The organism is Maribacter forsetii DSM 18668, from assembly GCF_000744105.1.
Lineage (GTDB): Bacteria > Bacteroidota > Bacteroidia > Flavobacteriales > Flavobacteriaceae > Maribacter > Maribacter forsetii.
In genome coordinates this window covers 3,939,709-3,952,296 of sequence record NZ_JQLH01000001.1, presented here as the reverse complement: position 1 = coordinate 3,952,296, position 12,588 = coordinate 3,939,709, and the positions used below count along the sequence as shown (strand labels likewise).

Here is a 12,588-nt window from a genome sequence, read left to right as displayed (position 1 = left end):
TTACCAGTTCCATAACGTGCCATCTTCTAAACGGCTAACGGGAAGGTATGAGCGCTTGTAAGGGTATTTTGCAGCAGCTTCTTCGTTAAAATCTACTCCCCAACCTGGCTTATCTTCCATATATAACAAGCCATCTTTTAACTCAATGTCATATTTAAAAACTTCATTGAGTTCAGGTGTGCCAAAACCAATAAATTCTTGCACACCAAAATTGGAAGCCCATAGATTAAAATGCATGTGTGCCATTAAGCAAATAGGGGACAGGTCTGGCGCACCATGCGGAGCCATTCTTACATGGTATAACGAAGCAAAGTCGGCTAACTTTTTTAAAGGCGTTAATCCGCCACCATGAGTAATTGCGGTACGCACGTAATCAATCCATTGGTTCTGTATCATTTCTTTCGCGTCCCAAATGGTATTGAATTTTTCACCTGTAGCCAAGGGTGTATCGGTATGTTCTCTAATTATTTTATAGCCTTCGGTGTTTTCTGTGGTAACCGCATCCTCTATAAAAAGAAGCTTGTAAGGTTCTAAAAGTTTACAAAGTCGGGCAGCTTCAATAGGTGTTAATCTACTATGTACATCATGACAAAGGGCAATGTCGTAACCAAATTTCTCTCTAGCCTGTTTAAAAAGCTCGGGAATAAAATTCATGTATTTACTGGTAGACCATTCTTGCTCTGGTGGCAAAGGTCTATTGCCTTGTAATTCGTAATAATTTTTTTTGCCTTCCATGGTACCATAAGTACCTTTGGTTTTGGGGATGGTACACTGTAGTCTAACCGCTTTATAACCTTCTTTGATCATAGTGCCAAGGTTTTGAAGTACCTCGTCTATACTTTCACCATTTGCATGACCATAAATAGTAACACCTTTTCTGCTTTTACCTCCCAATAGTTGGTAAACAGGCATATTTGCAAGCTTTGCCTTAATATCCCAAAGAGCCATATCTATTGCAGCAATAGCGGCTATACTTACTGCACCGTTCTGCCAGTAAGCACCTTTGTATAAGTAGTTCCAAATATCTTCAATTTGATGCGCATCTTTGCCTAAAAGACATGGAGTAATGTGTTCTTCTAAATACGTGACTACCGCCATTTCCCTACCATTTAAGGTAGCGTCTCCAAGACCATAAGTACCATCTTCCGTTATGATTTTAACAGTAACAAAATTGCGACCAGGACAACAAACAAAAACTTTTATATCGGTTATTTTCATGCGGATATCTCTTAGGGTGTCAATTTGTAATTAATTTAAAAAAATAAAGTGATGCAAAGATTTTAAATCAATCTTCAGTTTTAATTTACTCTTCAACAGGTAAAGTTCCTGCGCCTACCGTTGCTTCTCTAAACCAAACTTCTGCATAATCACCATTTGCATATTGCTTTGCGATATCGCCATCATAAGTATCGGCGCCAGTACTCCATACGATATTATCTTCAGGAGATTTACCATTGGTTTGGTTGTATGCCCCTTGTTTGAAATACTGAATCTCACCAGCATATGCATTTTCGCGTTCCAGACCATCACGCCCTATTGAGGCATATAGTGTTTTAATTTGCTCAGGTAAGGTTTTAGTGAATTCAGACGCCAATAGGTTTTTGGTGAATTTTACGGTTTCATGACCTTCACTTGTAAAAGTTAGGTACATGATGCCTTTGTAAACATTGATTTCATAGCTGAACTCTTCGCCAAGTTCAATACCATTTTTAGGTTCTTCTGGAGCGGTGGTTGCATCTGATCCCACAACGGACATTTCATTGCCCCAAACAGCTGATGAGTAATCCCATCTTTTTGAATTGTCACCTTCTGTGTTGATTTCATAATTCCAGAAAACAGAACCTTTTGTATGTCCGGGAAATTTCTTGTAGAATATCTTTATAGGTTCATTTTCGTGACCTTCATCACTATGAATTTGTCCTACTACAACAGCATAGGAAGCTGCAACTCTAGCATCACCAGAGGTAGATACGTGTTGTACTTTTAAAGTTCCGGTTAATTTCCCACCTGTTTCAGGTATCCAATGTGCCTTTTGACCTAACTCAGTTCTGGTGTTACTAGACGTTCTTGAGGTAATACCACTGTTAGGTGTTTTGTAAACTACCCAATCCGTTTTTCCGTCATTGGCTACATAAAAGAAATCATCTTTAGCGTAATCCTTAAGATTATCTTCATAGGTGCCATCACCTAAGAGAATTTTCCACTCATCCATAAAAGGGATAACATCGCTAGGGTATGTAGTGGCCATTACACTATCGGTAATGGATGTTTCAGTTGTGTCAGAAGTTTTCTTTGAGTTGTCTTTACAGGCAAATAAAGCTACAACTGCTATGATGGTAATTATTGATTTTTTCATAGGTGATATATTTTTGCGTGGTATTAGTACATAAGTTTAAGAGGAAGGTTTTCTTGTACAACCAACTCTCCGGAATTTTTTATTTCATTGTTAGAGGACTTGTTGTTCTTTGCACCCCATAAACGTGCAACAAGTTTTACAGGGTTGTCAATGAATTTATTATTGGCAAGATTTACATTAATGATTCCGTAAGTATTAAGAAGTAGACCTTCTTCAGCTTTTGATCCACAATGTGTAAATGTGCTATTGGTTACTATTAAATTACCGCCAACGGTAGATTCATCGTACCCACCTCTATAGTAATCAATTACGTTCTTGGCAACCCCATCAAATAAGCAATTGTCAATAGTTATGTTCTCAGCATTGTATTCACCTTTGTCATCGGTCTCTTCAGACAGTTCAATGCCATTTGCACAATTCTTAATTTGTGTAGAAGTAAAGGTAATGTACTCTGAAAACGACAGTTTATATGCTTTCAAAACATAATCGAAATTCGATATTTCACAATCAATGATGCTTAAATTATAAAGGCTGGACATATTGTTTTTTAAACTAGCAAAAGCGTACTGTTCTTTGTTTCCTACTAGTTGAATATTCTTAAGGGTAAGTTGCCCTTTAGGATTCATTTCAAATGCAGGAGTTTTAGCTGCTCCCTCATATTCAATAATTGCTTTTGCTTCTGGTGTAGCAGCCATTATAGTTATTGACTTATCAATTTTTAATGGAGAAGTTATACTGTATTGTTGGGCGGTTAAGGTTATGGTATCTCCGCTATTTGCAGTTGAAAGTACATTTGCAAGTTCATCTGTTGTACCAGCTGAATGCGTTTTGCCAGATTCGTTTTTAGAAGCTGTGTTAGCATACCAGTCAGTTCCATAAAGAGATACATCCATCATATCCTTTTTGTTCACAGGCTTACCTATAACAGCGCCAACCATATTATTGTCAGCTCTAGAATTACCGAATAAATCTGCCGTGATCTGGTCAAATTCAAATCCGTTATAAAGTTCAAATTCAGCTAATGAATTATCGGGCATTAAAATATTACCATCAGCTATAGAAGTACCAAAATCTTTTTGGGTAAGTCCGTCAACCGCCTTAAACATCACTCCTTGATTATTAATGACATTACTTTTAAATCTAATGCCATCTATAGAGTCATGGGTAACAATAGGCTGCTTATCTCCTTTGTCATTATAGATAAGATTATTTGCCACGGTTGTTCGTATAGGTGTTGCGGATCTAATCTCTGACTTAGGTAAAATATCTTTTTGATCTGTGTTCGATCCTACTCCAAATTGCCAAGGCGACACGCAATTTACCCAAGAATTATTGGCAACAACAACATCGGTAACTTGTAAATATCTGTTCAATGGTGATTTTGGAATACCGTTCATTACGGCAAGCGGGCTCCTAAATGTTTGTCCGTTTAAATTGTAGAAGTAGTTATTGGTAACCCAGTGTCCGGTACCAATTAAACGAACACCGCCTATTTGTTCAGAATTTTCATCCCCTATAAAAACATTCCCGTCAATAATACAATAGTTACCATGTCTTGTAACCAAAGAACCTTCACTCTTGTAAAACACATTATTTCTAAATTCATTGAAATTGGTTTTACTAGAGATGACCTCTACTTCACCGTTACAGTGGTCAAAAAAGTTATTGGCTACCAAGGTATGACTAGGTGCCATAGAGGTAAAGCTATTTCCCAGTTGTATGGTTTCTGCACTAGGTCCGCCCTTTGGAGGTCTAGGACCAAAATAGTTATTGGTGATTTTATGGTAATTCTTTATACTATTATTACCTGCCAAATCAATTCTAACGGTAGGTCCTCTATTAGATTTTCCGGCAATGTAGCAATGGTCTAGCTCATTGTGTCGCCCTTTGAATAACACCCATAAATCCGTTTGATTTCGTTGTGCCTTATTAAAATCTATAATAGCAGAATTGGTGATTTTACAATGGTTAGCAACCGAGTCTTCACTAATACCAAAATCGATAACCGCAGAAGAAGGAGACGATCCGTTAGTGAAATACAGACCATTAACTTTCAAATACTCACCTGCAAGTTTTAGATCAGAAGTACCGGTAATTAAAACTTCACCAGGGGTTTCTGCTCTTAATGTAATAGGGTTTTTCTCATTACCGTATGCTACAAATTTGATATTTACGTTTTTCCAATCTCCATTGGCCATAACAATATCATCACCAGGTTTTGCCTCGGCAATTGCTGTGTTCAATTCATTAATATCCTTTACCGTAATTGCGCTACTGCTGCTTGATTGTTCACCACAGGAAAGCAGTAGAAAAACAAATGCTAATAATAAGAAACACTTTTTCATTGTATATGTTATTAATCTGGTTTGAAACTAAATGTAGGTTTAGATGTATGATTTACTATGAAATCAGGATAAACTGGTTAACCAGTTTGGTTGACCAAAAATACATATATTTGTAAGAATGGCAACTAATTAACACAAAACCTATTGATAAAATATAAAAGGGATATTAAAAATGAGAGAAGATAAAAAAGGTGTTTCTAGAAGGAATTTCACCAAGAAATCAGCTATGGCGTTGGCGGGCTTGCCTTTAGTGCGATTAGAAGGTAGTTTTTTAAAGCCAAAAATTGCTGCAAATGATGCTATTGAGGTACACCTTTTTTCTAAGCATTTACAATTTCTTGATTATAATGAGATGTCTGCGGCAGCCGCAGAAATAGGATTTAATGGATTAGATCTAACAGTGCGTCCAAAAGGACACATTTTGCCAGAAAAGGTAAATGAAGATTTACCGGCAGCAGTAGAAGCTATGAAAAAAGTTGGGTTATCATCAAAAATGATGACCACTAACGTTTGGGATATTACAGATGTTCGTCAGCAAGAAGTATTGAAGACGGCTAGTACATTAGGAATTGAATACTATCGTACCGGTTGGTTAAGCTATCCTGAAGATAAGTCAATAGATGAAATTCTATTACAATATGCCACTGAAGCTAAAAATCTAGAAATCTTAAATAAAGAGTTAGGGATTATTGGTTGCTACCAAAATCATGCGGGTAATCATGTGGGTGCTCCAATTTGGGATTTGCCTACAATTTTTTCAAAAACAAATAGTGAATTTTTAGGTTGTCAATATGATATAAGACATGCCGTTGTAGAAGGAGGAAAAAGTTGGGAGTTAGATTTGCGTCGTATTCAATCGTATATAAAATCTATTGTAATTAAAGATTTTAAATGGGGAAAGAAAGATGGTTTGTGGCAGCCTATTAATACTCCTTTGGGGGAAGGTATGGTAGATTTTAATAGATATTTCTCTTTACTTAAAAAATATAAGATCAATGTGCCCATTTCATTACATTTAGAATATGATCTTGGTGGAGCGGAACATGGTGCAACGAAAATTACAATGGATAAAAAAGAAGTGTTTGCCAAGATGAAAAAGGATTTGACCTTTTTGCAAGAAGCATGGAAAAAAGCCGAATAATATAAATTTTCAGATTAAAAATAATGACCAAAATAGCTAAAGCAACAAAAGATAAATTAAGAAAGGTGAGTACGGCTACCGTTGCAACCTGTTTATTTAAAAAAGGACTGAAGAATCAGTTCATACAACATGTAAAGCCATTAAAATTAGGAAGACCTACTATGGTTGGGGAGGCATATACCTTACGTTACATACCGGCTCGCGAAGATTTAAATCCTATCACTGTATTTAGAGATCCAAAGCATTTACAGAGAGTAGCGGTAGAAGAGTGCCCAGAAGGAGCTGTTATGGTTATAGATAGCAGGCAAAATGCAAGAGCGGCATCTGCTGGATCAATTTTGGTGACTAGACTTATGGTGAGAAATGCAGAAGGAATTGTTACTGATGGAGGATTTAGGGATTCTGCAGAAATTGCAGACTTAAATTTTTCATCCTATCATAATAGACCTACGGCACCTACCAATTTAACCTTGCATCAAGCAATTGCTATCAACGACCCAATAGGTTGTGGAGATGTAGCTGTTTTTCCTGGTGATATTATTCTCGGCGATGATGATGGTGTAATGGTAATACCAGCGCATCTTGCCGATGAGGTTGCAGATGAATGTATACAAATGACAATGTATGAGGAGTTTGTAATAGAGCAAGTTCAAGGAGGTAGGGCAGTAATAGGTCTGTACCCTATGGTAGATGAGAGTATAAAGGCGGAGTTTGAAAAGTGGAAGTCAGAAAGAAACTAATATTTTTGATATTATAAAGAAAGGTGGACAATTCTTTAAAGAATTGTCCACCTTTCTTATTTTTAGAATATATCGAAACGATATTATTCTCCACCTCTCGCAGGGTAATCGTTTTTGTTGACATAGTCAATTGCGTTCAAAATATCATCCCAATGTGGTCTAGCAAATGGCATTGTTTGAATGGCACTTGCATATAATGTGTTGTCAGGGCGAATTAAAAATAATCCAGGTTCTGAAAATTCATCCGGTTCTTTGTCCGATGTTTTTTTAGAAACGTATAATCCCCATTCTCTAGCAGTCTCAATTGGTAGATTATAACCAACAGGTAGTTCAGGTATATTCCATTCTTTGCCTGCTTTTTTTGCACGTTCTTCACTATCACCACTAATGGCAATTAAGTGAACACCCCTGTCACTAAAGTCTTTTAATCTTGTAGCAAGGTCTTCTAGGTAATTTTTACAAACTGGGCAATGTAGTCCTCTATAGAACACGACCATTGTAAAAGATGAACTGTCTTGGTCATATAAACTCCATTGGGTATCGTTAATTAAAGATATTTTTAACTCAGGTACTTCTGATGTGGGTTTTATCATTGTAATGTTATTTTATAATTAGTATTTCATAAAGATATAAGAGGCAGATATTAAAGGTTTGTTGTATACCTTTTTCTATTGATTCAATTCCTATGCTAGACAGTTTAGTTTATTGATTATCTATCAACCATTGCTCGTATTTTGCATACTGCGAACTAGATAAAATATTTTCTAATTGGCGGGTGCGTTCACTTTCTATACTACCTAACATTTCTCCGCTTGCCGTGTTGGCTTGTTTATTTTTAAAACGACTCATGGCAGCGTTATATGTGCTAATTTGATCATCGCTCATTTCAAGTTTGGAAAACATGGTAGCGTTTTTACTTTTTATGCTTTGTGAAGTATTTTGAACACCCGTGTTGCTCATTGCACCAGTTGATCCGTTTACTTGAGAGGCAATATTATTCTGTGTCATGGTGGTTGAATTGCTTTCTGTTGACCCAGAGGTTTTTCCTGAGGTTGTTTCAGTTAGGTCTGTTGACGTTTCATTAGTTACAGATGTGGTGTTTTTAGTGCTTGAGCATGATGTCAAAATAGCGGTTAGAGCTAGTATGACTACGATATTAGTTTTCATGGTTTTCATATTTTTAGATTCTTAACGAAAAATATATTTAAAAAAAGATTTCAATAGACGCAATCACATTTTATATTGACTCTTCACGTGGAAGCAAAATTTTAATTAGTGCCCCTGATTATACTTAAACAATCATTAATCGTGTAGAAAAAATAATGCTTAATAGCACTCTATTTTCACTTAAAGGAGGTATCTTATTGCCTTATTAAGTAGCTCTATATTTTCTGCTATATGTATAATCTTGTGTATAAATCAATAGCCAATACCCTTACATCAGCTCAAGTTGGTGAGATTTTAGTTGAATCAAGAGAATTTAATGCTAAGCATGACATTACAGGGTGTTTAATTTATTTTGAAGGTTTTTTTATTCAATATTTAGAAGGAGAAGCCGAGGAAGTCTTAGCCTTGTTTGAAAAGATTAAAATAGATATACGGCATAGGTCAGTAGATTTGCTTTCACAAGGCAATATTTATTCTAGGGAATTTGATACTTGGAGTATGGCTTATCTCTCTGAACAAATCCCAAACGAAGCTTTTCAGTATATTCAATTAATGGTAAGTCCCGAAGATGAAATTCCAGATATGTCAGTTGTGCCTAATCCGACCTCAAAAAGATTCTGGATTGCAGCAAAAGATTTATTGAATAAAATTGGCTACGATAATTTAAATTAGGACCTCTTATATTGTATTGAAATTGTTTTCATTTAAACGAGTAGCCTTAGCTATTGTTTGTAGAGAATTTACAATTGTTTATTATTAAAAGAAGTTTCAATAAATTCTGGGCGAATTTTTCAGAATACTCGTTTAAATCTGCTAAATTTTCAATCGTTTTTAATTCCTTATACCTTTTGTGAAATTCAGTGGAACATTTTTCACTTTTAAACTCGATTGTAGGTAACACATCTGTAAGTATATTGTAAACTTTCAAAGCATTCCCTTTAGTGTAATAGTCAAGCTGGTAATGTTGAAGTATTGATAAAAGTTCGTCAGAGTTTTTAATAGCCATAATATTTTTAAACAATTAAAACGGGAACATTTGTAATTTAACGTAAAATTTCAAATGTAAGTATTTTACTACATATTTTATTTTTTTTTAAGTGTAATATGCTATTGAGTCATTATTCAATTTTATTGGTAGAAAACTATGTTGTATTTGTCCATAATTTTGGAAACCATACTAGTATGATATAAAAATAATGAAAGATTTGAGAATTTATATTGCAGATGACGATTTGGATGATCGCGATTTTTTTATGGAAGCATTGAAAAGTGTTCCTGTAAAAACAGAAGTATTTCAATTTGATAATGGAGTCGACTTAATGGATAAATTGTTCTCAGATATTACTTTACCACATATCATATTTTTGGATTTATACATGCCTATTATGGATGGCTTTGAATGTCTTATGGATATAAGAAATTTCAAAAAATTCAATAACATTTATATCATAGCGTATTCATCAATTTATAGAGATAGAGAAGTAAATCAACTTAAACAAGATGGAGCCAATCAGTTTTTGAAAAAATCTTCTTCTTTTAAAGAATTAAAGGAGCTATTGCTAAAATCATTAAAATCAGTACCTATCAAAAATAGAGAAGTCTTGCCTAAAGAAGAGTTCATTGTGTTTACGTAATTAGAATTGCCATTTTTCTTGAGCCTTGACGGAGTGTTTGGGGATTAATTTCATTAATTTAGATAATCAATTTACACATCAAAATATAACCCATGAAAAATATTCTTAGAACTCTTTTAGTATTAATGTTAATGATTGCGGGTGGTGCCCAAGTTAATGCTCAGAAAAAACTAGACCAAGAAACTGTAGCGGATTTACAGAAAACTCCTAAATATGGTTTTGTACTTACTACAGAAAGGCATTTTAAGGGTGTATTGGGTATGTATGACCTTTTGATTGAAAATGGTGTTGAAATTGAGGAATATGAAATCGTAGTCAAAGGAAAGGTGGTTACACAATTGGTCAAAGATTCAGAGTTAGAAAAGTTCTTTCAAAAGTATAAAGGAAAAGTAAAAGTAAGTGTTTGTAGTGTTGCCATGGAAAAATTAGGTGTGGCAGAAGAAACACTTTTTGATGGTCTTGATGTTACCCCGACTGCATCGGTTCGCATGTTGCAACTACAAGCCAATGGTTATAACACGTTGACGTATTAAAAATTATGAAGGCAACTACATTGCTTCTTCCAACAAGCTATTGTCGCTTAGCTAAGGTTCTCCATTAAAATATCATGGTAATTAGATATCATTAGCCGCTAAACAGAGTTTAAGCGGCTTTTTTTATAATGGTTCTTTCATTAAACAATTTCTATATTTGTTGGTCGAAAACGCAAAGCTAAATCTTAACATTTAACACCTAAAATGAAAGTCTGTATTGCCGAAAAACCATCTGTGGCACGAGAAATTGCATCTGTTCTTGGTGCAAGTGCCAAACATGACGGGTACTACGAAGGCAATGGTTATGCGGTTACCTATACTTTTGGGCATCTCTGTACATTAAAGGAGCCAAACGATTACAAGCCACATTGGAAAAGTTGGGATTTGAATAATCTTCCAATGCTACCAGATCATTTTGGAACAAAAGTTTCCGGAGATTCGGGCATCAAAAAACAGTTTAAGATTATAAAGCAATTATTTGACAAGGCAGATGTTGTAATCAATTGTGGTGATGCTGGTCAGGAAGGAGAATTGATACAACGTTGGGTATTGAACGAGGCAAATTACAAAGGTAAGGTAGAGCGACTTTGGATTTCTTCGCTTACTACTGAGGCTATTAAAGAAGGTTTCAAAAATTTAAAACCCTCTACAGATTATGATAATTTATATTATGCAGGTTTTTCGAGGGCTATAGGAGATTGGCTCTTAGGTATGAATGCCACGCGTTTGTATACCTTAAAACATGGTGTTTACAAGCAAGTGTTATCTGTAGGGCGCGTACAAACGCCCACTTTGGCAATGTTGGTACATAGGTTTAAAGAAATAGAAAATTTTAAGCCACAGCCTTACTGGGAGTTACAAACTTTATATCGAGATACTTTATTTAGCTACGAAGAAGGCCGTTTTCTAAAAGTAGAGGATGGCGAAAAATTGGCAAATATTGTAAAAAAGCACGATTTTGAAATTGTTTCTACAACTAAAAAAGCCGGTAATGAGTATGCGCCCAAGCTTTTTGATTTAACGGGCTTGCAAGTATATTGTAATACTAAATTTGGTTTTAGCGCAGATGAAACTTTAAAAATCGTACAGAAGTTATATGAGCAAAAAGTAGTTACGTACCCAAGGGTAGATACTACATTTTTACCCAATGATGTCTATCCAAAAGTTCCGGGAATACTTAAAAATCTTTCGAATTACGATACGCTAACGAAACCTCTTAATGGTAAAAAATTAAAGAAAACCAAAAAGGTTTTTGATGATAGTAAGGTTACGGATCACCATGCTATTATACCAACAGGTCAACAAATGAACTTGCAATACAATCAGCAGCAGGTTTATGATATCATCGTCCGTCGTTTTATTGCCGTATTCTATCCAGATTGTAAAGTTTCCAATACTACCGTAATCGGTAAAGCGGAAAAAGTACAGTTTAAAACCACCGGTAAAGAAATAGTAGAAAAAGGGTGGCGTGTAGTTTTTGAAACACCAAATAGTACTGCTAAAGAATCAGGAATATTACCCACATTTAAAAAGGGGGAAAAAGGACCTCATGAACCTTCTTTTCTTGAAAAGCAGACAAAACCACCAAAGCAATATACGGAAGCATCCCTCTTACGAGCCATGGAAACAGCAGGGAAAAAAGTTGAAGATGAAGAGTTACGTGAGTTAATGAAGGAAAATGGTATAGGTAGACCTTCTACGCGTGCCAATATCATAGAAACCCTGTTCCGTAGAAAATATATAAAAAGGAATAAAAAACAAGTTATACCTACTATTACCGGTATTCAGTTAATTGATACCATACAAAATGAGATGCTGAAATCTGCCGAGCTTACAGGTAAATGGGAAAAGCAGCTAAAAGATATTGAAAAAGGTACTTTCAATGCCGGTAGTTTCATTAAACAAATGAAACAAATGGTAAATCAGCTGGTTTACGAGGTACGCAGTGAAACTAGAAAGGCAAATATATCTTCTGTAAATAATAAACCGGCAGCTGCGACTTCTAAAAAGAAAGCGGTTAAAAAATCGACCACATTGACTTTGGAGGTTTGCCCTAAATGCAAAAAGGGAAGTATACGAAAAGGAAAAACGGCCTATGGTTGTTCTGAGTTTAAGAAGACGTGCGATTTCGTAATACCCTTTAAGTTTGAGGGCAAGACCATATCGGAAAAACAATATATTAGGCTGTTTCAAAAAGGATCTACCGTTAATTTAAAAGGCTTTAAAGTTGATGGTACTTCGGTGGAAGGTCTAGTTAGGTTTGACGATACTTTTAAATTAAAGTTAGAACCAAAGAAAGCAAAGATTCAAGCGAAATCTAAAACTGAAGAAAATAGTTGCCCTAAATGCAAAAAAGGTACTATAGTTAAAGGGAAAACAGCTTATGGTTGTAGCGAATACAAAGCAGGTTGTGATTTTAGGTTTAGCTTTGAAAATATTCGAGCAAAAGCAAATGGTCAGCCATTGACCAAGGATTTGGTTTTTGAGATTTTTAGAGGTGTGTAGAAATATAAAAGCCTTTCAGTTTCCTAAAAGGCTCAATCTTCTTAGTAGCGGGGACTGGACTCGAACCAGCGACCTTCGGGTTATGAGTTCAAGAAAATTCCTACGCTAAAAAATCAACTAATTGATTATCAGTAATTTATATTTTTGGTTTTACCGAAAATTGCTTA

11 protein-coding genes are annotated in these 12,588 nt (G+C 35.3%); 6 read left to right on the top strand and 5 right to left on the bottom strand.

All coding sequences use genetic code 11. The features are described 5' to 3' along the window. The 3 genes from manD to P177_RS16780 form a co-directional block, all read right to left on the bottom strand. Window positions 1–1,218, bottom strand: a complete 1,218-nt coding sequence (manD, locus tag P177_RS16790; protein WP_036156616.1) for a D-mannonate dehydratase ManD — start codon at window positions 1,216–1,218, stop codon at window positions 1–3. A gap of 85 nt (window positions 1,219–1,303) precedes the next feature. Next, complete coding sequence (locus P177_RS16785; protein ID WP_036156614.1) at window positions 1,304–2,356, bottom strand: polysaccharide lyase family 7 protein; 1,053 nt, start codon at window positions 2,354–2,356, stop codon at window positions 1,304–1,306. A gap of 23 nt (window positions 2,357–2,379) precedes the next feature. Continuing rightward, entirely contained in the window at window positions 2,380–4,701 is a 2,322-nt protein-coding gene (locus P177_RS16780; protein ID WP_036156612.1) for a chondroitinase-B domain-containing protein, read from the bottom strand. Window positions 4,702–4,873: 172 nt separating this feature from the next. Here P177_RS16780 and P177_RS16775 point away from each other — a divergent pair, with 172 nt between their 5' ends. Then, window positions 4,874–5,842 (top strand): sugar phosphate isomerase/epimerase family protein, encoded by a 969-nt coding sequence (locus P177_RS16775; protein WP_036156610.1) that lies wholly within the window; start codon window positions 4,874–4,876, stop codon window positions 5,840–5,842. A gap of 23 nt (window positions 5,843–5,865) precedes the next feature. After that, entirely contained in the window at window positions 5,866–6,582 is a 717-nt protein-coding gene (locus P177_RS16770; protein ID WP_036156608.1) for a ribonuclease activity regulator RraA, read from the top strand. A gap of 83 nt (window positions 6,583–6,665) precedes the next feature. Here the strand turns inward: P177_RS16770 and P177_RS16765 are convergent, their stop codons facing one another. Further along, entirely contained in the window at window positions 6,666–7,175 is a 510-nt protein-coding gene (locus tag P177_RS16765; protein ID WP_036156605.1) for a peroxiredoxin-like family protein, read from the bottom strand. A 109-nt stretch (window positions 7,176–7,284) separates the two neighbouring features. Further along, on the bottom strand, window positions 7,285–7,749 hold the full coding sequence (locus tag P177_RS16760; protein ID WP_157486603.1) for a hypothetical protein: 465 nt from the start codon (window positions 7,747–7,749) through the stop codon (window positions 7,285–7,287). 231 nt (window positions 7,750–7,980) lie between these two features. On the opposite strand from P177_RS16760, the gene P177_RS19530 reads away from it, so the two are divergent. The 4 genes from P177_RS19530 (at window position 7,981) to P177_RS16735 (ending at window position 12,421) form a co-directional block, all read left to right on the top strand. Then, complete coding sequence (locus P177_RS19530) at window positions 7,981–8,421, top strand: BLUF domain-containing protein (protein WP_051941894.1); 441 nt, start codon at window positions 7,981–7,983, stop codon at window positions 8,419–8,421. Between the two features lie 524 nt (window positions 8,422–8,945). Further along, the gene (locus tag P177_RS16745; RefSeq protein ID WP_051941893.1) at window positions 8,946–9,383 is read left to right on the top strand and encodes a response regulator; all 438 of its coding nucleotides are present in this window, start codon (window positions 8,946–8,948) and stop codon (window positions 9,381–9,383) included. Window positions 9,384–9,475: 92 nt separating this feature from the next. Beyond that, window positions 9,476–9,916 carry a DsrE family protein gene (locus tag P177_RS16740; RefSeq protein ID WP_036156600.1) on the top strand — a complete coding sequence of 147 codons (441 nt, stop codon included), beginning with the start codon at window positions 9,476–9,478 and terminating at the stop codon, window positions 9,914–9,916. A 204-nt stretch (window positions 9,917–10,120) separates the two neighbouring features. Then, window positions 10,121–12,421 (top strand): DNA topoisomerase 3, encoded by a 2,301-nt coding sequence (locus P177_RS16735; protein WP_036156598.1) that lies wholly within the window; start codon window positions 10,121–10,123, stop codon window positions 12,419–12,421. The last annotated feature ends 167 nt before the right edge of the window (window positions 12,422–12,588 follow it).

What these genes read in the sequence shown, in the direction of transcription:
- P177_RS16780 (WP_036156612.1), bottom strand. Translation starts at nt 4,701, where the DNA reads ATGAAAAAGTGTTTCTTATTATTAGCATTTGTTTTTCTACTGCTTTCC.
- P177_RS16760 (WP_157486603.1), bottom strand. Translation starts at nt 7,749, where the DNA reads ATGAAAACTAATATCGTAGTCATACTAGCTCTAACCGCTATTTTGACA.
- P177_RS19530 (WP_051941894.1), top strand. Translation starts at nt 7,981, where the DNA reads ATGTATAATCTTGTGTATAAATCAATAGCCAATACCCTTACATCAGCT.
- P177_RS16765 (WP_036156605.1), bottom strand. Translation starts at nt 7,175, where the DNA reads ATGATAAAACCCACATCAGAAGTACCTGAGTTAAAAATATCTTTAATT.
- P177_RS16770 (WP_036156608.1), top strand. Translation starts at nt 5,866, where the DNA reads ATGACCAAAATAGCTAAAGCAACAAAAGATAAATTAAGAAAGGTGAGT.
- P177_RS16740 (WP_036156600.1), top strand. Translation starts at nt 9,476, where the DNA reads ATGAAAAATATTCTTAGAACTCTTTTAGTATTAATGTTAATGATTGCG.
- P177_RS16735 (WP_036156598.1), top strand. Translation starts at nt 10,121, where the DNA reads ATGAAAGTCTGTATTGCCGAAAAACCATCTGTGGCACGAGAAATTGCA.
- P177_RS16745 (WP_051941893.1), top strand. Translation starts at nt 8,946, where the DNA reads ATGAAAGATTTGAGAATTTATATTGCAGATGACGATTTGGATGATCGC.
- manD (WP_036156616.1), bottom strand. Translation starts at nt 1,218, where the DNA reads ATGAAAATAACCGATATAAAAGTTTTTGTTTGTTGTCCTGGTCGCAAT.
- P177_RS16785 (WP_036156614.1), bottom strand. Translation starts at nt 2,356, where the DNA reads ATGAAAAAATCAATAATTACCATCATAGCAGTTGTAGCTTTATTTGCC.
- P177_RS16775 (WP_036156610.1), top strand. Translation starts at nt 4,874, where the DNA reads ATGAGAGAAGATAAAAAAGGTGTTTCTAGAAGGAATTTCACCAAGAAA.